The sequence below is a fragment of the Bifidobacterium adolescentis ATCC 15703 genome (assembly GCF_000010425.1).
In the GTDB taxonomy this organism is placed as follows: Bacteria; Actinomycetota; Actinomycetes; order Actinomycetales; family Bifidobacteriaceae; genus Bifidobacterium; species Bifidobacterium adolescentis.
In genome coordinates this window covers 245011-266975 of sequence record NC_008618.1, presented here as the reverse complement: position 1 = coordinate 266975, position 21965 = coordinate 245011, and the positions used below count along the sequence as shown (strand labels likewise).

Here is a 21965-nt window from a genome sequence, read left to right as displayed (position 1 = left end):
AAGCACATCATGCAGTTGGGAATGATCGGCCTGGGACGTATGGGCGGCAACATGGCGAAGCGCATCGCGGCGGCAGGGCATGAGGTGGTCGGCTACGACCACTCCCCCGAGTCGGACCGCACCGTGGCAAGCCTGAAGGAACTGGTGGCCGCGCTGAAGGCCCCGCGTCTGGTGTGGGTCATGGTGCCGGCCGGTGAAGCGACCGACAGCACCATCAACGAGCTTGCCGAGCTTCTTCAGCCGGGCGATATGATCATCGACGGCGGCAACTCCCGTTACACCGACGACGCACGCCACGCGGCCGAACTGGAGCCGAAGGGCATCCATTTCATGGATTGCGGCGTCTCCGGCGGCGTGTGGGGCATCGACCGCGGCTACGCGCTTATGGTTGGCGGCAGCCAGGGGGACTTCGAGAGCGCGCGCCCGATTTTCGAGGCACTTAAGCCGGAAGGCGATTCCGGCTTGGTGCTGGCCGGCCCGGTGGGCGGCGGCCACTTCGCCAAGATGGTGCACAACGGCATCGAATACGGCATGATGCAGGCCTTCGGCGAAGGCTTCGCCACCATGGTGAAGTCCGATCTCGTTGAGGATCCGGCGGCCGTGATGAGCTCCTGGAGGGACGGTTCCGTGGTGCAGTCCTGGCTGCTCGACCTGCTGGCCATCGCCTTCAAGTCCGACCCGACGCTCAAGTCCATGCCGCCGGTCGCCAACGAGTCCGGCGAGGCGAAGTGGATGATCGAGGCGGCTCTCGAACTCGGCGTGCCGACCCCGGCCACCGCGGCCGCACTGTACGCACGTCAGACCTCGCGCGGCGGCGCCGACAACATCCTGCGCGTCGTGTCCACCATGCGCGCCCAGTTCGGCGGCCACGTCACCAAGATCGACGAGATCGCCACCCACTGACGGATTCACGCATTAACCGATTCAGATTCCTTCCTTCCCCATAACAGACTTCGCCCGGAGCTGGACCCCACCAGCTCCGGGCGAACCTGTATCAACGCACACGGTCCCGTCAGACAGTCGGCTTGCCGCCCCACAATCCTGCACTATCTCGCTTATAGATGGCGGGGTCCTACAGCAAAAAGGTTAGGGGGCAATATCCATACCCTCCAACCGGCTTTTCCCCGCATCATCCGCCATCCATAAGCGAGATGGCATCAGGCACGAGAGCGAATCCGCCATCTATAAGCGGAATATAGGCGAAATACGCGAGCGGCTCAGCGGCCGTACACCTCGTGCACGAATTTCTCAAGCGCCGCGATGGAACGCTCCACCTTCTCCGTGTCGATGCAGTAGGCCATGCGGAAGTAGCCGGGCACGCCGAAGCTGTCGGACGGCACGAGAATCAGGTCGTAATCCTTGGCCTTCATGCAGAACGCGTTCGCATCCTCCTCAAGCGCCTTCGGGAAGATGTAGAACGTGCCGCCGGGGCGCACCACGTCGAAGCCCAGACGGGTCAGCGCGTCATACAGCAGGTTCATGTTGGTTTCGTAGACGGACAGGTCGCTTGTCTCGTCAACCACCTTGGCCACGGCCAGCTGCGCGGTGGAGGACGGGCAGTTGTGGCCGGTGCCACGGCTGATCTGGCCGCACATCGGCACGATGAGCTTGGCGTCGGTGGCACGCGGATTCACCGCCACATAGCCGATGCGCTCGCCCGGCAGTGACAGCGACTTGGAGTACGAGTAGCACGAAAGCGTGTTGTCGTAGAATTTGCTCGGATACGGCTGCTCGCCGCCGTCGAACACGATCTCGCGGTACGGCTCGTCGGCGATCAGGAAGATGTCGTGGCCGTATTCAGTCTGCTTGGCGTTGAGCACCTCGGCCAGGCGGGTCAGCGTTTCAGCGGAATAGACCGCGCCGGACGGATTGTTCGGGGTGTTGATGAGCACGGCCGCGGTTCCGGGGTTGAGCGCCTTCTCGAACGCGTCGAAGTTGATCTGGAAGTTCTCGGTGTCGGCCGGAACGACGGTCAGGTGCGCGCCGGTGCCGTTCACATACGGCTGGTATTCCGGGAAGTACGGGGCGAAGGTGATCACTTCGTCGCCCGGCTTGGTCACCACGCGCAGCGCATGCGTCAACGCGCCGGCCGCACCCGTGGTCGGGAAGATGTAGTCGGCGGTGTAGTCCATGTCGAAGCGGCGGTTGAGGCTTTCGGCGATCGCCTTGCGCACCGACGAAATGCCCAAGGACGGAGAATAGCCGTGCAACGCCACCGGTTCGGCCGTTTTATACATGTCGATCACGGCGTCGGTATAGTCCTGCGGGCACGGCACGCTCGGGTTGCCCAGCGAATAGTCGAACACGTTCTCGTAGCCAATTTCGGCGCCACGCGCGGTCGCGTATTCGCTCAGCTCGCGGATTACGGATTTTCCGCCGAGCATGGCCTTGTAGGCTTCGTTGATCATGGAACAACCTCCCTGTCGTGCTGTTGCATACGTCTGACGCACCCTGAAAGAGCGCCGCTACAGACGTTTCTACCACCGAAAAGTCACGACATGCGGCGCATCGTTCACTGTTCGGCTTTCTGTTCGGCTTCGCTCTGCACGCCCTGCCCCGCCACGAAACCGCTGCTGAAGATGCGCTTCCAATAACCCAGCATGTCGGTTTTGGACATGGACATGAATATGCCCGTGGCCAGCACCGCCACATCCTCGTTGAACACGGCGTCCATCGGCAGCTGCTCATGGAGCTTCGGCCAGCGGCGCAGCACCGCCAACATGCCTCCGACGGTGAAGTCGAGCATCAGGTCAGTTTTGAGGTCAAGATGGTCGGCGTCAAGCCCCAGCACGGAGATCAACGTGAGCCTGCCGAAGTCCTGCAGGGATTCAACGAGTTCCGGCGAGCTGTGCGGCCCGGCAAGCAGCGCGAGCCGGTCAAGACGCTGACGCTGCTCGGGCTCGCGTAGCAGCGCGGTGACATGCTTGCGCCATTCGTTGTCGGGATTGAAATTCGCGTTGGGCGCGCTGGGAAGCGGCGTGTTTTCCACGGCGTGCAGAATGGCGGAATCGGCAAGTTCCGGCAGTCCCGTGAAATGATAGTAGAAGGAATTGCGATTCACGTCCGCCGTGCGCACGATGTCGGTGACGGTGATTTTGCGATACTCGCGTTCGGAAAGCAGTTCCCAGAATGCGTTTTCGAGCCGTTCTTTGGCTGGCAGAATCTCCGAATCTCGGCGTGGACGTGGCATGGCTCCCCCTATTTTGTACCTTCGATTTAAAAGCGCAACGCGAATTACTATACAAGTTGTCTAGAACAAACTGCACAGCATGTCGCATTAATAGCGATTGCCATCCACCGCAACGCCTCACCTCACACCACTGCGTCACGACCTCCGCGCTACGTCTACTTGCGCCGCACTTTCGGATTGCGGGCAAGAGCGGCCTGCAACATAATCGCCAGCGCCTGGTTGAGATTGCGTCGATCCTCACCGCTCAACCCAACGTACGTGCCAAGCATTTCGGGAATGACTTTCGGCCCGGCCGCCATCATGGCGGAAATACTGCCCGCACCGGACGCTTCGAGCACGGCAAACAACGCGTCCACCGCACGCTCGCGCTGCTCCTTGGACAGGTTGGCAAGCCACTTGTTCAGCGCTTTGTTGAAGGTCACCGAACTGCTGGCCACATCCTCGACTTTGTCGAATTCACCGCCGTGCATCTGCCAGGAGAACACGAAATGCTGCATTATTCCTTCCACGTCGGATTTCACCACGATGCAGCGTTCGGGAGTTTCCAGCACCATGCCCACTACCGATGAGTCCGGCACGATTTTGACGATTCGATCGCTCACGCTCGCATATTCGAAGCTATTCACCACCGCCTCAGGGAAGCCCGGCCCATCCAACGAATAGATGCGTTCGATGCGGTCCTTCACCCCGTCCTCAGCGTTCATCGCCGCATAAACGGCCAGATTGCCGCCTTTGGAATGGCCGGTGAGCACGATCGGAACATCCTTCCACAACTCGGCCACCCTGGCGAGATAGTCGGCGGCGGTCACCTGCGCCGGCACCGGGTATTGGAAGGCCATGTTGAAGTCCTCCTTCCAACCCACGAGCGAATCGTCGGTACCGCGGAACGCCACAACCAGCATGCCGGACGGCAGGCGATAGGTCACGGCGGCGAACTGCGTCTGCTCATCGCCGTCGAACTGCTCGAGAAACGCCCCCATTTCAATGTCGGAAAAACGCGGATTCGCGGCGATGGCATGGTAGAAATCGTGCGTCACCTGCGGATCAACCAAGCCCACGTTCTCGACATTATGGTCGGGCACCGCGCTTCCATGGTGCAGCTCGTCGTCGGCGCGCGCGATCGTCACACCGTCGAATGGAGGTTTCCGCAGCATCCGCACGGAGCGTATGGGATGGCGCGGGTCGAATTGCTTCACACGGTCATGCAACGTGCCGTATCGCGATTCGATGTCGTCAAGCCGCGGCACGCATTCCGGCACGTCGTCGTACGAAAGCTGCGCGAGCACGAGCGCGTCGGCCTCACGGAAGGGAAGCTCGCCGAAATCGCGCGTCTCCGTACGCGCGTAATCGATGATGTTGCCCATTGCACACCCCTTTCGCAGCCGTCGACATTCCGCATTCCATTATGCTTCCACAATTATGCGTCCGCACCGCACCATCCTACGTCAGCGAACGGGGATGCATCCGGATCATCGGCGCCCCAATGCCCTCCATTGCCCTTCTTATGTGTCATTTGTGCGGCACTCGTGTGTCACTTGCGCGGCACTTATGTGTCACAATTCCATTTTTCACGCCTTTTCGAGGATCGTGACACATGAATCGGCCGAAATGCGGCTCGGCAACCATCCCGACCAGCCGCTGCATCCGCCCATAGCCCCGCCTCGGCACGCGCTTCAGCCCGCCTCGGCACTCAACCCGCTTCAGCCCTCGCGCACCGCCTTCGCCGCGCTGACCGGAATCGCCTTGATCACCGCCCTGATGAGTCCGCGCGTCTCCCGATCGGTATTGCGCGCCGCCTCCACAATCTTCGGCAGCGAATCCGTCCAATGCTCCACCAAATCGGCGATATTGCCGTATCCCGCCGCCGCGAAGATCCCGTAGATCTGGTCAATGGCGCGCTCGCGCTGCTCCTGGCTTACGGTGTCAAGCCACCCGTCGAGGGTTCGTTTGATGAGCTGCGCGCCGGCCGTCAGCTCGTCCACCTGTTCGAAATCGCCATTTTCCGCCACTTGCCAGCTGTTTCCCATATGCTGCATGATGCCGATGGCATCCGCTTTGACGATGCGCACTGGCGCATTCGATTGCAGCAGCATGCCCACGACGGACGATTCGGGCACGGTTTTGCGGATACGCGATTCGATTGCACGGTACGCCTGACCGCGCACCGTCGATTTCGGAAGGCCCGGCCCGTCATGGGAAAAGATGCGGGAGATCCGTCTGTTGCGACCCCGCACTGGCCCACCCAATGAGGGCAGCAATCCGAGCCGCCGCGCGCGCTCGCCAGCCACTTCGATGTCATCGTGCGCGATACGCATGGCCGCATACACGGCCATATTGCCGCCTTTCGAATGCCCGCCGAGCATGACCGCGGGCGAATCGCCCGACGAAAGGAAACCTTCCGACCTGTCCAGAATCGAGTTCACATACCGATACGCGGATTCCTGTGACGGTACCGGACAGCGCACTGCCATATTGAAATCCTCCTTCCATCCGACAAGCGTGCCATCGGTGCCACGGAAGGCTACATACAGCGAATCGACGGGTCCGCAACCCACGTCGAACGTCATCGCGGCGAACTGCTGCTGTTCGCGCTCGCTCAGACGCTCCGCGTACTCGCCGACACGCAACGCGCGGAAACGCGGCGATTCGCAGACGGCACGCAGCAACGCGAGCCGATACTCGTTCATATCGGAGGAATTCGAAACGAACATGTCGTCATAGCTTTCCGCACGCAGCAGCTCTCGAATCGGCACCGTCGCCACCGACCTCGCCTCGCCGAACGCCGGAACCAAGCCGGAAAGCCGCATATATGAGAGCTCAGCCAGCACCAGCGAATCAACATCGCCGAACGGCAGCTCCGCGAATCCATGAAACTCGCGCCGCACATAATCCACGACATTGCCCATGTCGCACCCCTTTTCGCTGGCCAACGCATCCTACGGAATCCATTATGCTCCGCTGCGGCCAGCCGGCGGATCAGGAATCATCCAGTCAATCGCAAGCGTTGTGCAACGTCCCCTGTGTAGACTAGGCAGCCATGGATCCAGTTGAAATTCTCATGCACTGGCTTGCCAAAAACTACAGCAAGCTCATCCTGCTCGCCGTCGTGCTCATCGTCGCCGCGCTTATCGACAAGGCGCTCACCAAGGTGGTGCGCCGCATGCTCGACAAATCGCAGGTGCCGAACGCATCCATCTTCGTCAACATCCTGCGCGTGGTGGTGTGGGTGTTCGCCATCGGCACGCTGCTGCAACCGGTGTTCGGCATCAATCCGACCACCCTGTTCACGGCGCTTGGCATCGGCGGTCTTGCGGTTTCGCTGGGTTTGAAGGATACGATCGCCAATGTGATCGGCGGCTTCGGGCTTATGCTTGGCCGCGTCATCCAGCCGGGCGATTACGTCAAGGTGGCCGGCATCACCGGCACCGTCAAGGACATCAATTGGCGTCAGACCATCGTGCGCGAGCGCAACGGCAACGAGATGGTCATTCCGAATTCCATTCTGAACACCGCCTCGCTGGAGAAGCTTGACCCGTCGAACGAGTGCCTGGTGTCGGTGCCGTTCACCGCGAAGGCGGGCGTGGATGTGGAGCGTATGAAGGCCGACATCGTCAGCACCGTGGAACATGCGACCGTGGGGCTTGCCAACCCGCAATACAAGCCGGTGGTGAAGCTCAACGGCTTCACCCCGTACGGCATCGACGGCACGATCTACGCGTTCGCGAAAAACGACCTGCTGCTGTCCACGATGGCGGATGCGGTGGCGCAGTCGATCGCGCATGCCGATTATCTTGAGCACCGCGCGGTCGGCAGCGGCGAATAGCGGCAGCGGCGTGCGCAACGCAACGCACGCAACACAAGCTATGCAGGCAACAGAAAGGCCGACCGGGAACGTATCCCCGGCCGGCCTTCATAATCCGCGCGACTGCGGCTATAGGAACAGACTGATCGCCGTCAGCAGCACCGTGAGCACGATGAACGTGATCATGCCGACGTTGCCGTACACGGTTCTGGCGCCGGTCCCACGCGGCAGCTCCTCCGGCGCGATGTAGAATTCGGCTTTCCTGAAGTTACGGATCAGCAGCACGAATCCGGCGAGAATCACGGCACCGTACAGCAGGAAATAGACGAGCATGATCGCCAGCCCGGTGGCGTTCTGCGACGCCCACTGTTCCATCGCCGCCACATTGCCGTTTTCCGCGGCCTGAGACACCTTGTCCAGCTGGTCCAGGTCGACGCGCGTCAGAATCCACGGCGCGAGCACGCCGCCGTTGAAGTTGATGATCATGTGCATGGCCGTCGAATAGCGCAGTTTGCTGGTGCGCATGTAGATGTAGCCGAACATGACTCCCAGCAGGAACGCATAGAAGAACTGGAACAGGTTCATGTGGAACAGTCCGAACGCAAGGCCGGACAGCAGAATCGCCGTTTTCTCTCCGTATTTGCGAGTGTGGTCGATGAGCTGCTTGCGGAACATCCATTCTTCGAAAATCGGGCCAAGAATCACCAAGAACACGACATTCCAGATGTTCGTCTGCATGGCAAGATCGGCTACGCGGTTCGTGGCTTCACCGTCGGAAAGCGCCAGCGACAGCATACTGCCGACCATGCTGCCGACCCACATCATCGGCAGGCACATGAGCAGCAGCTTGAAGAACATGCCCGGTTTCATGTTGAATTTGCGGGTTTCGATGACGGTCGATTTGCCCATGAGCACCACCGCGACCGGCATGGCGATCAGATACAGCGGCACGTCGGAAATGAGGAACGTCATCCAATTCGGCATATCGCCGCCGGCGCCTACACCGCCCGCGACCGCGCGCACCACGCCTTTGAGCAGGAAGACGCCCGCGTACCAGATGATCACCATCAGGCACAGGCTTGCGCCGATGCGCGAAAAGTCGCGTTTCGCCCGCTGAAGCCATTCGAAGAACGGATTGCGATTCGGCTGCTGGAGCTGCTGCGGGAATTGCGATTGCGGATATTGCGGTGCCGGTCCCTGCGGATACTGGGGGTACTGCGGCTGTTGCGGTTGTTGCGGAAACGTCATGGTCACCTTACGAACTTACGGCAAGCAAATAAAAAAGCTGATATCCAGCACTGTACTACCAGTTCTCTGAATATCAGCTTGGAATCTCAGCCCTGCGAATGGCTCGGCTCACGCGATGGGCGACCGTACGCAATAATCACGCACGGCGATCGCACGCAATGACGGTACGCAACGATCGCGCGCAGCAACCAATCGTCAGACGGCGAGCGCCGGAATCGGCCGAGGCGCGACCACGACCTGCGCTCCGATCGCAAGTCCTGCGGGCAGCTCGTTGGCCGGCAGCTGCACGGTGACGCGAATCGTGCCACCCATGCCTGCGCAGGCTACGCGCACGTCCACGCGGGCCAGCGCGCCGAGGAAATGCACCATCTCCACGCGGCCAAGTTCGCCGGCTCCGTGGACGGCATCGGCATCGTCGGTCAGTTCGATCGTCATGTTCTCGGGGCGTACCAGCACCGTGGAGGCGTCGGTGGCGGAACCGTCCAGCAGCGGGACGCGCTGGCCGAACACCACGGCCTCCTCACCGTTGGCGATTCCCGGCAGACGGTTGGTCAGGCCGATGAAGGTGGCCACGTATTCCGTGCCGGGGCGGCGGTACAGCGTCTGCGGGTCGGCGATCTGCTCGATGCGGCCGTGGTTCATCACGCCGATGCGGTCGGCCACGGCAAGGGCTTCTTCCTGGTCGTGGGTCACGAACACGGTGGTGGTGCCGGCTTCGAGTTGGATGCGGCGGATTTCGTCGCGCAGCTGCACGCGCACTTTGGCGTCCAATGCGGACAGCGGCTCGTCGAGCAGCAGCACGCGCGGGTTCACGGCCAGCGCACGGGCCAGGGCCACGCGCTGCTGCTGGCCGCCGGACATCTGCTGCGTGTACTTTTTCGCCTGGTCGGCAAGTCCGACCAGTTCCAGCTTCTCCATGGCCTGGCGGCGGCGTTCCGCACGGTCCACGCCTCGGATTTCAAGGCCGAATTCCACGTTCTGCAACGCGGTCATGTGCGGGAACAGCGAGTAGGCCTGGAACACCATGGCCATGTCACGCTTGTTGACGGGCACGCCGGTCACGTCCTGGCCGCCGACGAGGATGCGTCCGGCCTGAATGTCTTCCAGCCCGGCCAGGGAGCGCAGCGCGGTGGATTTGCCGCAGCCGGAGCCGCCCAGCAGCACCACCATTTCGCCCGGATTGATTTCCAGGTTGAAATCGTCCAACGCCTTGACGGTCGAACCGGGGTAGATCTTGTCTACACCAAGCATCTGCACACCGCCGCCGCGCGCTTCGGAATCCTTGAGCACGGCCTTCGCCGCTTCGGTCACCACGTTGGGTTCGGTATCGGAGAACGCTTCCGAGGTATGGGCAACCACCGCCTTCTGTTCGGCGAGAGTCATGAGTTGTCACCTTCCTTGTTCCGACGCATCGCGCCGGAAATCAGATCGAGAGCCACCAGCAGAATCACGCCGAATAGCAGTGCCAGCAGCGACATTGCGGTGGAGATTTGCGAATTGGATTGGCCGAGCTGGTACAGCGCGACCTGTAGGTTCATACGGCCGAGCAGTGAGGCGACGGTGTATTCGCCCAGCACCACGGCTATGGAGATGAACGATGCGGACAGGATCGACTGCCACAGGTTCGGAATGAGTACGCGGAAGAATACGCGCGGCCATGAAGCGCCGAGGGACCGTGAGGCCTCGCATAACGTCTTCACGTCGATGGAATTGAGTCCCACCGCAAGCGCGCGGAAGGCAAACGGCATGACCAGCACCACGTAGGCGAAGCACAGCCAGATCGGGTTGGTGCTCAGCACGTCGGCGGACAGCCAGCGGTAGATCGGTCCCAGGCCAACCACCAGCACGATGGCCGGAATGGTCAGCGGCAGCGTGGCCACCCATTCGATGGCGCGTTCCAGTCTGCGCGAGCGGATGTGCACGATCACCATGGTGGGCACGAGCAGCACGAGCATGATCAGCACGGTCACCACGCACAGCGCGAGCGAAGCGCCGAGGCCGCTCCACAGGGTGCTCAGGTCGGCGCCGAGCGCGCTGCCGTCGCCGGTGAAGATGGCGATCCACGGGTCGAAGCTCCATTTTCCGGACAACGGGTGTCGGATGGTGAACAGGAACATGGACACCAGCGGCACGAACAGGAACAGCAGCGTCACCGTGAGAATGATGGTTTTGACGATGCGTTGCTTGCCGAGTCTGGCCGCACGCAGCTGCGGCGGCATGGTTTGCGATTCCTGCATGTTCTGCTTTTCCTCCGATTGCGCGCTTACGGTTTGCGTATTTGCGTTCACTGCCATCGTCCGGCCCTCTTTTCCACGGCGTGGCTGATCATCATGACCACCGCCACGACGACGATCATGGCGAAGGCGAGCACCTGCGCGAAGCCTTGCTGGTTCGGGTCCATTTCGTTGCGCATCGCGCCTTGGATCATCAGCGGCACGAGGATCGAACGCTGGGAGAACAGCGCGGCGGCCGTGGCGTATGCGGAGAACGCGGACGCGAACAGCAGCAGGAACGCGGAGATGAATCGCGGCGCCAGAATCGGGCCGGCCACGCGCGTCCAGTATTGGAAGGTGTTGCCGCCGAGGCTTTCCGTGGCTTCGCGCCACTGCGGGCGGATGGAATCGACCGCGGGCAGGAAGATGATGATCATCAGCGGAATCTGGAAGTAGCAGTAGATGGTGATCAGGCCCGGCAGCGAGCTGAGCCAGTTCGGATTCACCACGTAGCCGGTCAGCTGTTTGATGAGCATGGTGCCCACGCCGTTGATGCCGATGGTGGCGATGAACGCGAACGCCAGCATCACGCCGCCGAATTGGGCGAGTACCGACGAGATGGCCGAAATCATGCGGCGCAGCAGGCCGTTCGGCTTGGAGCCGATGACGAGGGCGTAGCTGGCGAGCGCGCCCACGATGGCGCCGATGACCGCGGATGCGACCGATACGAGTATCGATGTGCCGAATGCGGCGATGGTGTTCGCTTCGAAAAGTTTGTTGAAGTTCGCCACGGTGAAGCTGCCGTCGGCGGATTGGAAGGCGCCCACGATGACGATGACCGTCGGGGCGAGCAGGAAGCACGCGGTGTAGGCGAAGAACGGGATGGACACGGCGATGGTGCCGAGTTCACGCCTATGCGCGGCAAACGAGATGGCGGAGGAGCCCGCGCGCTTGGCGTGAGCTCCTGAGGTAAGCACTGCGGTCATGTCAGTTGCCGATGGTCTTGTCCCAGTTGTCCTGGAGCCATGTGGTGATGCGGGTGGAATCCTCGTTGGTGTAGCTCACCGGATCGCCGTCGATGGTGATGGCGTTCTTGAGGGTGGTCTGGTCGACGGTGCCGTCCTTCTTCATGGAGTCGAGCAGTACCGGGTTCGCGCCGCCCTTGAACCAGTCGTTCTGGGCGTCGGCGCTGTACAGGTATTCCTCCCACAGGCGGGCTGCGGCCGGGTGCGGGGCGTCCACGTTGATGGCCTGGTTGTAGTAGCTGACCACCTGGGCGTTCTTGAAGGTCTTGAACTTCCAGTTCACGCCCTTGGCCTTGAGGCTCTTCTGGTAGGAGGCCTGGTTGTAGGTCCAGTCCATCACCACGCCGGTCTGGCCGGAGTCGATGGTGCCGTCGGTCACGTCGACGGTGGTGAGGTTGCCGCAGTCCTTGAGCTTCTTGAAGAAGTCGAGGCCCGGCTGCAGGTTCTTGATGTCGCCGCCGGCCAGCTGGTTGATCATCAGGTAGCCGTTGAACGCGGCGCCGGCTTCGGCCGGCTTGCCGTTGAGCGCCACGGTTCCGGCGAACTTCGGGTCGGTCAGGTCGTTGATGGACTTGATGTCGCCGTACTTGTCGGCGTTCCAGCCGATGGACATGATGCCGGTGTAGTCGGCGTAGTACTTGCCGTCCTTATCCTTGACGGAATCCGGGATCTTGTCCCAGGCCTGCACCTTGTACGAGGCGAAGTTGTCGGTGCTGGTGGAGGCCACGGCCAGGCCGAGGTCGTACACGTCCGGAGCGGCGTCGGTGCCCTTGTTGGTCTTGCCGGCGTCCACTTCCTCCTTGGAGGAGGCGTTCGGGTTCTGCTCGTTGATCTTGATCTTCGGATACTTCTTCTTGAAGCCGCTGATCACGTCACCGTAGTTGGACCAGTCGTGCGGAAGCGCGATCACGTTGAGCGCGCCTTCCTTTTCGGCAGCGGCCACGAGGCCGTCCATGCCGCCGAAATCGGAGATCGAAGTGGCCTTTGCGGACTTTTCGTCCACTTTCACGGTTTTACCGGTGTTGGAGGCGCTATCGGTGGAATTGGCGTTACCTGATCCGCAGGCGGCCATGGAGCATGCGAGCACGGCGGCGAGCGAGCCGACGGCGATCTTGCGCAAAGCGTTCATCGTTTTCGTTTCCTTTGTTGTTTTGTTGTTCTTGGAATCGACAACATGGAAACGTAATGGCGTTACCTAACGCAGTGTCAAAGAATAAGTAAAGCCGAAGCGATTTTTAGGAATATTCCCGTTTCGCTTCGGCAAACTTACGATGAACTGGCCTTTTTCGTGTTGCTTTCTTTGCGCTTTTCAGCTCGAAATGCAGCACGGCTTCGGCTCAGCTCGGATGAGATTCAGGATTCAGCGCAGCACGCCTTCGATCAGCTTGGTGATCAGGTCGGTGTAGCGCACGCCGGTGGCCTCCCATGCCTTGGGGTACATGGAGATGGACGTGAATCCCGGCATGGTGTTGATTTCGTTGACCATCACCTTGCCGTCCTTGGTCACGAAGGTGTCCACGCGACTCAGACCGGCACCGTCCACGGCGACGAACGCCTTCTTGGCGGTTTCGCGCACGAGGTTCAGCGTCTCTTCCGGCAGGTTGGCGGGCACTTCCACGTGGCTTGCGGCGGCGTCCATGTACTTGCTGTCGAAGTCGTAGAACTGGTCGTCGCCTTCGGCGCGCTTGTCGAGCACGATTTCGCCCGGCCAGCTGGCCTGCGGCGCTTCGCCAGCCTTCGGACACAATACTGCGCATTCGATTTCGCGCGCGTCGATGCCCTGTTCCACGAGGATGCGCCAATCGTGGCGGGACGCCTCGTACACGGCGGCCGCAAGTTCGGCCGCATCGCCCTCATGCTCCACCTTGGTCACGCCGAAGCTGGAACCGGCGCGGGACGGCTTGACGAACAGCGGATACTGCAAGCCGGCTTCGCTAACCTGCGCCATGATCGCATCGGCGTCGGTCTTGAATTCGGAAGCCTTGTCGAAGGAACGCGCGTCGAGCGTGATGCCGGGCGCGACGGGAATGCCGGCGGCCGCGAGCAGCACCTTCGTGTAATGCTTGTCCATGCAGGCCGCGGAGGCGAGCACGCCGCACCCCACGTACGGCACGCCCATCATTTCGAACAGACCCTGGATGGTACCGTCCTCGCCGTACGGCCCGTGCAGCACGGGGAACACCGCGTCCACATGGCCGAACGGGGTCATCGTACCGTCATCCTCGCGGGCGAAGAAGCCGTCCTGTCCGAGAGCCACTTCAAGCACCACGTCCTTGGCGCCTGGGGTTTTCTCCACGGTCGGCAGGCCTTCGTCCAGGCTCCATCCGAGCGGATTCTCACCGTTGACGATCCACTTGCCGTCCTTGGTGATGCCCACCGGAATGGCTTCGAACTTGTCCGTGTCCAGCGCGCGCAGCGCACTCGCAGCGGAGATGCAGGAGATCGAATGCTCGTCGGCCTTGCCGCCGTACATCACCACAATGCGCTTTTTTGCCATATCTATAGCCTTTATTCCTTAACTTTTATGACTTTTCAGGATTTTTGCCAAGCATCCAGCATACAAGCCGGCTGCTACTCCTCGGTGATGCCTTCGCCGAACAGTTCGGACAGCATCTGCGCGCAGGAGATGCCGTCGTCCAGCACGTGGCTCATGGCCGTGGCGAGCGGGGTCGGCACACCGTACTGCTTGCCCAACGCCACCACCGCGTCGGTGGTCGGCACGCCTTCGGCCACGCCGTTGCTCACCTTGGTGGCCTCTTCCACGCTCAGGCCCTTGCCGAGGTTGGAACCGAACGTGTAGTTGCGGCTCAGCGGGGAACCGCAGGTGGCGATGAGGTCGCCCACGCCGGCAAGTCCGGCGAAGGTCTTCGGATCGGCTCCGGCCGCCTCGCCCAGCGCGGTCAGTTCGGCAAGGCCACGGGTTTCGATCATGGCCGCGGTGTTCTCGCCGTAGCCTGCGCCACGGGCCATGCCCACGGCGAGCGCCACCACATTCTTCAGCGATCCGCACATTTCCAAGCCGATCACGTCGCGCGTCACGAACGCACGGAAGTAGTCGGTGGTGCAGGCGGTGGCGATGGTGCGCGCGTTGTCGATGTTCGCGCATCCGACCACGGTCGCGGCCGGCTCACGGTCGGCGATCTGCTTGCTCAGGTTCGGTCCGGAAATGGCGGCGAAGCGTTCCGCCGGAAGGTCGAGCGTTTCCATGACGACTTCGTCCATGCGTTTGCCGGTGGTGCGTTCGATGCCTTTCATCAGGGAGGCCACGAGCGCGGTCTCGGGGATGAGTCCCTTGAATTCGGTCAGTGCCACGCGTGCGAACTGCGCGGCGATGGCCACGATGACGATGTCGGCGTTGGCCACGGCTTCGGCGCGGTCTCCGGTGGCGGTCATGTTGCTGGGCAGCGTTTCCACGCTGGGCAGGCGCACACCGTTGTGGTGATGGTCACGAATACCTTCCACGATTTCCGGTTCGATGGCCCACATGGTCACGTTGTTGCCCGCGTCGGCAAGCACTTGACCGAAGGCCGTTCCCCAAGCGCCAGCGCCCAGTACCGTCACATTCGCCATGAATTTTGCTCCTTGGATTATTTGGATTGCTTTTTGCGGCCGAGCGTATGCCACATCGGCCGCCGCTTTCAATCGACGTTGTCTTATGCTACCGCCGGCTACGCACACCGGCCGCGTGTTCCGGTCGCACGCGTATTTTGTTCGCCGCCGGAACGGGTGTGTGGGGGAAAATCAGTCTTTCACGCGACTCATGGTGCGGTAGTCCCAGTAGCCGTCAGGTGCCTGTTCGCCGCGGATTTCGGCCATGATTTCGGTCATGCGCACGCGGATGCGTCGGGTGAGTTCGTCGGCGCGGTCCGTCGGCACTTCGTCTCCCCAGGAATCGCAGCCGTCAAGCAGGTCCGCGTAGTCGAGCGCTTCGTCGTAGCACATCACCACGTTCTTGCGCGGCCACGGCCACCAGTGGTTGATGCTGGCCGCGCCCCAGGTCACGGCACAGTACAGCGGCACCTGGTAGCCGAGTCGGCGTGAGGATTCGAGGGCGATCACGCCCACGCCGTTTTTCATGCTCATCGGCCATTTCTGCGGATCGCGCGTCACGGTGCCTTCCGGCCATACGGTCAGCGGGCGGCCGGAAGTGAGGATTTCCACGGACGTTTCCTCGATGGCTTTGGCCTTGCCCGCGCGGCGCTGCACCGGCTGCATGCCGACCAGCTGGAACCATTTGCCGATCAGCGGCCATTTGGCCATTTCCGCCTTGGCCATGTAGCGCGGGCGGCGGCCCTGATGGAACATCGAGACCATCGGCACGAACACGTCGTACATGGTCACATGCGTGGCGGCGGTGATGAACGGGCCGGTTTCCGGCACGTGTTCCAAGCCCCAGGCCTTCACTTTGCTGTGATTGCGCAGCACCACGTCGCAGCCGGTCAGCAGGCGATGCGTGGCTTTGGGGTTCTGCGCTTCGATTTCCGTGGTGTTGGCTTTGCGCGGACCGGTCGGGAAATCGTGGGTCGGGTCTACAAGATGATGCTTCTGCGCGAGTTTTGCGACTTGCTCGTCGCTCAGCGGCTTCACTGCGGAGCGCGGCGACGGTTTTCCTTTGGATGCCATGGCTTCCATTGTGCCACCGGCCGCCGATACGTTCGTCATCGATGTTTTCCGCGTTATCTTGCTTTTTACTGCCTCATGCCATCGTTTTCTGCATCATTTGGCCGTCAAATGATGCAGAAAAGACGGGCGATAAGGCAGTAAAAGGAATATGCGGAAGATGTGGAAGGTATGGAAAGCAGGTTTGCGATTGCGGCAGCGGCAATCGCGGATAAAACAAAACCGGCACCCGCGTAAGGCGAGTACCGGTGAAAGCAACATGGGCGTTCGACGCGACTGTCAATCGCAACTGTTCAATTGCGAATCATCAATCACGATTGGCCAATCGCAATAAATCAGCCGCAGCCGATTCATCGAACCAATCGCAGCGAATCAGTCGAAATCTGCGCCGAGAGCCTCCAACTTGCCACGGAAGTCGGCGTAGCCACGGTCAATCAGGGAGATGCCCTGCACGTTGGACGGCCCCTTGGCGGCGAGCGCCGCGATCAGGTGGCTGAAGCCGCCGCGCAGATCCGGCACGTCGATGTCACGGCCGGTCAGCGGGGTCGGTCCGAAGATGACCGCGGAATGCTTGTAGTTGCGCTGTTGGAAGCGGCACGGCAGGGAGCCGAGGCATTCGCGGTACAGCTGAATCGTGGCGCCCATCTGCACCAGCGGCTTGGTGAAGCCGAAACGGTTCTCATACACGGTCTCATGCACGATGGAAAGGCCGTTGGCCTGGGTCAGCGCCACCACGAGCGGCTGCTGCCAGTCGGTCATGAAGCCCGGGTGCACGTCGGTTTCGATGGCCACCGGCTTCAGATCTCCGCCCGGATGCCAGAATCGGATGCCCTTGTCGGTGATGTCGAATTCGCCGCCGATCTTGCGGAACACGTTCAGGAAGGTCATCATTTCCGGCTGGGTGGCGCCCTTGACGAAGATGTCGCCATGGGTGGCGAGCGCGGCGGACGCCCAGGAGGCGGCCTCGATGCGGTCGGTCAGAGACGTGTGCGTGTAGCCCTTGAGCTCCTTGACACCTTCGATGCGGAACGTGCGGTCCACGTCCACGGAGATGATGGCGCCCATCTTCTGCAGCACGCTCACCAGATCCATGATCTCAGGTTCGATGGCGGCGCCGGAAAGCTCGGTCTTGCCTTCGGCGAGCACGGCGGCGAGCAGTGTCTGCTCGGTGGCGCCCACGGACGGGTACGGCAGGTGGATCTTCGCGCCATGCAGACCGTTCGGAGCGGTGATGTGAATGCCGTCCTTGTGTTCCTTGTCGACGTTCGCGCCGAGCTTGCGCAGGGTTTCCAGATGGAAGTCAATCGGACGACCGCCGATGTTGCAGCCGCCGAGCGCCGGAATGAACGCTTCGCCCAGACGGTGCAGCAGCGGGCCGGAGAACAGAATCGGAATGCGGGACGAGCCGGACAGCGTGTCCACGTCGGCCACGTCGGCGAGTTGCACGTTGGTGGCGTCGATCGTCACCACGCCGTTCGCGCCGTCCACGGTCACGTCCACGCCGTGCAGGCGCAGCAGGTCGGACACCACGTGCACGTCGCGGATTTCCGGAACGTTCTTCAGCACGGATGTGCCCGGGGCCAGCAATGCGGCGACCATGGCCTTGCTTACGAAGTTCTTCGCGCCGCGCACCTTGATGGTGCCGTTCAGCGGCTTGCCGCCTTCGACGTGCAGAATGTCGTTCTTATTGTCAGACACGCTCAACCTCTTTCGATTCCCTTTTGGATCAAGCTCAAAAAACACTGCTGCTTAGTTTGCCATAAGGCATGTAGCATGTTCGCGAAAAACGGAATTCAGCGCAGTGTCTCCTTAATTTCGCGCGCGAGATTCGCGTCCCACATGGCTCCGGTGGCGCTCATCACGGCGTTCGCGCCAGCCTCACGGTACGCCTTGTAGTCGTCAGGACGGATCACGCCGCCCACGCCCACGATGGCGAAGTCGAAGCCGAGTTTTTCACGGATGGCGGCGAGCCTGCCGACCATGTCGAGACCGGCGCCGCGGATGGCGTTGCCGCACACGCCGGAACGGTCACGTCCGGCTCCCGGCAGCGCCTGGTTGCCGTTCGCGTCCACTAGGCGCGCGGAAATCGTGTTGATGGTGGAGAAGCCTTGCACGGTGCCATGTCCGACGGTTTCCCTGACCATGGTTTCCAGGTCGGTGTCGTTGGGAATGTAGGCGAGTTTCACGATGAGCGGGCGATCGCCGATTTCGTTTTTCACGGCTTCCGTGATTTCCCCCACCAGATGCGGGTCGTGGCACAGCAGGCGATTGTGACCTTCGTTGGGGCAGCTGGTGTTCATTTCCATCAGTCCGGCTCCGGTTTCCGTAACCAGATGCGCGGTGGTGACATGGTCGGCGATGTACGCCTTGCGGTCCATGCCGTCCACGCGGGAACCTTGGAAGCTGGGCACGAGCAGCTGCCCGTCGCCGGCGGCGGCGATCGCCTTCTTCATGTCCGGCTGCCATTCGTCGGGGTCACGCGACGGCACGCCGAAACTGTTGGAGATCGAAATCGGAAGCTCATATCGGGTGTCGGCAAGCACGCCTTCATCCAGTTCGGCGCTGCCGGGAACCAGAGACCCGTCTGCGTTCTTCGGATGCACGGCGAGCACGTTCGGGAAGGCGTTGCAACCCCACGCGCGGGAGCGGACCGTCTTGTACACCGCCAAATCGAAACCCATGCGGAAGGCGGCGGTGGTGAACCGCTCGTTCAGCAGCGGACCAGCGGGAATGCCAAACGGCAGGTTCACGCGGAAGCCGAGGAATTCCTCGGCCTGGTCGGACGACTGCGACTGGGTGGTCTGTGCAGACTGCGCGGAGGCGCCGGCAGCGGAATCGCCCTTCATCACTTCGGCGAACGCACCGAAGGGCCCCTGCAGATAGTTGTCTTCATACGTGCGATTGACGTCGTAAAACGGCGCGAAACCCTGGCTCATACTGCTCCCCGAAATTGTTCTCGTGTCATGTTTTGGATATGCGATGCGAACACACGAAATGTCATGTCCACTGTAACGCGACACACGTCCCGCCTGCACGCCCCGTCTCACCTTGGAAACCTCCTTGGCTAGGACTTCCCCAGACGAGTTTGGGCTCTCGATCCAGGTCAAGTCCAGAGAACCGGAACGCCGTCATGAGCCGGTATGCTCGGCAAGACGGTACTTGCGTCCGCGTCCGACGCCTATTGGTTCAATAACACCGTCTTTCACCAGTGAGGCCAATATCTCCCGGGTACGGGTGAGGCCAAGCCCCAGCACCACAGCCAGATACGAGGTGGGTTGCGGTCCGCCGACCGTCAACGCATAGGTGATTTTCTCCAACTGGCTTTGCGGCCTGATCGCATTGCCGAAATCGGCAGGTAGGGCCACGTTCTTGCCGAATGTGCCGACCATGTCGTTCAAACGGTCAGCCCCGCGAGCGCCAATCCTATGGACCGTACCAGTGCCATGCTCCGAATTCCGCATTGTCGGCGACTCCGCACCAACAGGGCCCCCGCCATCTGCAGAGACTCCGGGAACAGCAGAAGCTCCGGCGATCATGGAATCTCCGGCGATCTTGCGCGGATACAACGTAAGCTGCACACGCCCCGGATCGTCGAACACTTCCAATTCCGGCGCGGCGGTTCCTGCGAACAGGCAGCCTTCACGCATCACGTCAAAACCACTGCCCGCCTTTTCTCCGATGCCAATCAGATTGAACATTTTCATCAACGTGGGATTCCGCGTATCCGAAATGCCGCCTTGCATCACCTCTTCGGAGGAAAGACGCAGGCTGCCGGGATTCGACAATACGATTCTGTCGTAATACTGGATGATCACCGTGCCCCGGCGAATGAAGTAATCGGCATGAACGAGCGTGTTGGTGACAGCCTCACGAACGGCCTTATCCATCAGATTGTCATCAATCCTATGCAAATCGGCATCAAGCTGGAACGGATGGGCAACAGCCGACCGCAGACGATTGACCACCTTGCCCCAAAAATCGTACAAGTTGCCCGACCAAGTGCCATCATCCGACGTGAATCGGTCATTCCACCGCTCCTGGTCGTCCATGACCTCGCGATAGTCCAGGAAATAGTAGGGGAATTCGGACGTGATTCGCCACGCCTCACCGAACATCAGCAATCCGGCTCGTGTGGGACGCACCTGAGAACCATCAAGCCGCAACGCTTCGATGCGAAGCAGGAAATCCTCATCAGACAATCCGACCCATGGATGGCCGGGCCGTCTGTTCTTGAACTGCCGACGATATGATGCGACGCTATCCGCGTTGAGCGCGTCAGCACCCATGCCTTCAACAATCGTTCTGTCCAAGGGAAGCAGGTCACTGTCCCGAAGCATGGCACGAACCGTTTCCTCATCGCACAGATAATCGCCATCGCCATTACGCCGGTATGAGCCCGTCATCGGATTCTGGCCCACGTACACGGGAATACAGTCCCTCGCCGCACGAGGAATGTCGATGGAAATAACATCTCCCTGCGAGGTATGGCGAATCACCACGTCGTTGTCGCTCAGCACAACGGCACTGACCTTCGATGGATCATGCACCATGTTCCAAAAATCCTGCGCCATGTTCCGCGCATCATCTACTCCGGTGATATACAAAGAATGGTCTTCATGTTCGGACACGCCCAGCAGAATCAGCCCACCTTCGGTATTGGCGAAGGAGCTGTACGTCTCCCATAAACTGTGGGGCAGGCCGCCCTTGGCACGTTTCGCTTCCAAACGGTTGCCTTCACGCATCCGAGGAACCTCCCGGGACCACCAGGCATCATCGTGCTCGCTACCGTCCATTGGCCATCACCGCCTTACCTACCACGCGTTTTACGCTCGCTTTGCCGCCACTTTGCCGTCGTATTATGATTTTACCACCGCTTTGCGCGCGCTTTGCCACCGCTTTGTGGAATTTGCTGTTGGCGGAAAGGTGATGGAAGGTAAACAAAAAGCCCGGCTTGGGTGCCGGGCTTGGGAAAAGTTAGATGTGGTTGCGGTCAGCCAATGATGAAATGGGCTACCGTCGCGATCAGCCAACGGCCCTGTCCTGCAATTATGGACTGCGCTGCGCGCAGGCTCATTGCTGCCCTCGTTTCGGACTCGGGCAAGGCCCTGTCGGCAGTGCACTGCACTGCCGACCAGCCATCGCGTCAGATGATGCCGCGATCGGCCAACGGCCCTTGCCAATCAGGGTATTCACCCTCTCGGGCAGATTCGATCGGCTGTTCCGGCTCGCGCTTGACCGGCAGGGTCTTCGGCTTGAACGGGAACTTTTCGGCGCGCATCTTCTCGTATGCGATGATGTCGTCTTCGTGCTGCAGCGTCAGGTCGATGTCGTCGTAGCCGTTCATCAGACGCCAGCGGGTGTAGTCGTTCACTTCGAACGGCAACGTCACATCGCCGCAGGTGACGGTACGGTCTTCCAGGCTGACGGTCATTTCGCGGCCCGGCTCCTCGTCCAGCAGCTTCCACAGCAGCTCAATGGATTCCTGCGGCATAATTGCGGCCAGCACGCCGTTCTTGGCGGTGTTGCCGTAGAAAATGTCGGCGAAACGGGAGGAAATCACCACGCGGAAACCGTAATCGTGCAGCGCCCACACGGCGTGCTCACGGGAGGAACCAATGCCGAAATCCGGGCCGGCCACCAGAATCTTGCCCTGCTTGTATTCCGGCTTGTTCAGCACGAATTCCGGGTCGCGGCGCCACGCGTAGAACAGGGCGTCGTCGAAGCCGCTTTTCTTCACGCGCTTCAGGAACACGGCCGGAATGATCTGGTCGGTATCAACGTTGGAACGGCGAAGCGGCACGGCCACGCCGGTAAGGGTAGTCAGTTTTTCCATGTCAACAAATCCTTCGATTGCCTATCGATATTCG

The 21965-nt window shown here is 61.1% G+C and carries 18 protein-coding genes; 2 read left to right on the top strand and 16 right to left on the bottom strand.

Annotated elements, in window-relative coordinates; translation table 11 throughout:
* The first annotated feature begins 9 nt into the window (after positions 1–9).
* The gene (gene gnd / locus BAD_RS01040) at positions 10–903 is read left to right on the top strand and encodes a phosphogluconate dehydrogenase (NAD(+)-dependent, decarboxylating) (protein WP_011742727.1); all 894 of its coding nucleotides are present in this window, start codon (positions 10–12) and stop codon (positions 901–903) included.
* Positions 904–1217: 314 nt separating this feature from the next.
* Here the strand turns inward: gnd and BAD_RS01035 are convergent, their stop codons facing one another.
* The 4 genes from BAD_RS01035 to BAD_RS01020 all read right to left on the bottom strand — a co-directional run bounded on the left by BAD_RS01035 (position 1218) and on the right by BAD_RS01020 (position 6096).
* Positions 1218–2408, bottom strand: a complete 1191-nt coding sequence (locus BAD_RS01035) for a pyridoxal phosphate-dependent aminotransferase (protein WP_011742726.1) — start codon at positions 2406–2408, stop codon at positions 1218–1220.
* A 104-nt stretch (positions 2409–2512) separates the two neighbouring features.
* Positions 2513–3190, bottom strand: a complete 678-nt coding sequence (locus tag BAD_RS01030; RefSeq protein ID WP_011742725.1) for a TetR/AcrR family transcriptional regulator — start codon at positions 3188–3190, stop codon at positions 2513–2515.
* 155 nt (positions 3191–3345) lie between these two features.
* Positions 3346–4554: a DUF2974 domain-containing protein gene (locus BAD_RS01025; protein ID WP_003807627.1), complete on the bottom strand. Its 1209-nt coding sequence runs from the start codon at positions 4552–4554 to the stop codon at positions 3346–3348.
* A 336-nt stretch (positions 4555–4890) separates the two neighbouring features.
* The gene (locus BAD_RS01020) at positions 4891–6096 is read right to left on the bottom strand and encodes a DUF2974 domain-containing protein (RefSeq protein ID WP_003807625.1); all 1206 of its coding nucleotides are present in this window, start codon (positions 6094–6096) and stop codon (positions 4891–4893) included.
* 131 nt (positions 6097–6227) lie between these two features.
* On the opposite strand from BAD_RS01020, the gene BAD_RS01015 reads away from it, so the two are divergent.
* Positions 6228–7013, top strand: a complete 786-nt coding sequence (locus BAD_RS01015) for a mechanosensitive ion channel family protein (protein ID WP_003807623.1) — start codon at positions 6228–6230, stop codon at positions 7011–7013.
* 108 nt (positions 7014–7121) lie between these two features.
* On the opposite strand, the gene BAD_RS01010 is transcribed toward BAD_RS01015, so the two are convergent.
* The 12 genes from BAD_RS01010 to leuD form a co-directional block, all read right to left on the bottom strand.
* Positions 7122–8240: a CPBP family intramembrane glutamic endopeptidase gene (locus tag BAD_RS01010; protein WP_011742724.1), complete on the bottom strand. Its 1119-nt coding sequence runs from the start codon at positions 8238–8240 to the stop codon at positions 7122–7124.
* 195 nt (positions 8241–8435) lie between these two features.
* On the bottom strand, positions 8436–9623 hold the full coding sequence (locus tag BAD_RS01005; protein WP_011742723.1) for an ABC transporter ATP-binding protein: 1188 nt from the start codon (positions 9621–9623) through the stop codon (positions 8436–8438).
* Positions 9620–10477 (bottom strand): ABC transporter permease, encoded by an 858-nt coding sequence (locus BAD_RS01000; RefSeq protein ID WP_011742722.1) that lies wholly within the window; start codon positions 10475–10477, stop codon positions 9620–9622. The genes BAD_RS01005 and BAD_RS01000 overlap by 4 nt, the downstream gene beginning before the upstream one ends.
* Before the next feature lie 47 nt (positions 10478–10524).
* Positions 10525–11439, bottom strand: coding sequence for an ABC transporter permease (locus tag BAD_RS00995; RefSeq protein WP_003807614.1), 915 nt, complete (start codon positions 11437–11439; stop codon positions 10525–10527).
* Between the two features lies 1 nt (position 11440).
* Positions 11441–12607: an ABC transporter substrate-binding protein gene (locus BAD_RS00990; protein WP_011742721.1), complete on the bottom strand. Its 1167-nt coding sequence runs from the start codon at positions 12605–12607 to the stop codon at positions 11441–11443.
* A gap of 231 nt (positions 12608–12838) precedes the next feature.
* Positions 12839–13975, bottom strand: coding sequence for a D-alanine--D-alanine ligase family protein (locus tag BAD_RS00985; protein ID WP_011742720.1), 1137 nt, complete (start codon positions 13973–13975; stop codon positions 12839–12841).
* A gap of 74 nt (positions 13976–14049) precedes the next feature.
* Entirely contained in the window at positions 14050–15048 is a 999-nt protein-coding gene (locus BAD_RS00980; RefSeq protein WP_011742719.1) for an NAD(P)H-dependent glycerol-3-phosphate dehydrogenase, read from the bottom strand.
* A gap of 171 nt (positions 15049–15219) precedes the next feature.
* Positions 15220–16101: a lysophospholipid acyltransferase family protein gene (locus tag BAD_RS00975; protein ID WP_041777470.1), complete on the bottom strand. Its 882-nt coding sequence runs from the start codon at positions 16099–16101 to the stop codon at positions 15220–15222.
* Positions 16102–16470: 369 nt separating this feature from the next.
* The gene (murA, locus tag BAD_RS00970; RefSeq protein ID WP_011742717.1) at positions 16471–17796 is read right to left on the bottom strand and encodes a UDP-N-acetylglucosamine 1-carboxyvinyltransferase; all 1326 of its coding nucleotides are present in this window, start codon (positions 17794–17796) and stop codon (positions 16471–16473) included.
* 95 nt (positions 17797–17891) lie between these two features.
* Positions 17892–19034, bottom strand: a complete 1143-nt coding sequence (locus BAD_RS00965; protein WP_011742716.1) for a diguanylate cyclase — start codon at positions 19032–19034, stop codon at positions 17892–17894.
* 192 nt (positions 19035–19226) lie between these two features.
* Complete coding sequence (locus BAD_RS00960; protein ID WP_011742715.1) at positions 19227–20840, bottom strand: ATP-binding protein; 1614 nt, start codon at positions 20838–20840, stop codon at positions 19227–19229.
* A gap of 401 nt (positions 20841–21241) precedes the next feature.
* Entirely contained in the window at positions 21242–21931 is a 690-nt protein-coding gene (leuD, locus tag BAD_RS00955) for a 3-isopropylmalate dehydratase small subunit (RefSeq protein WP_011742714.1), read from the bottom strand.
* Positions 21932–21965: the final 34 nt, after the last annotated feature.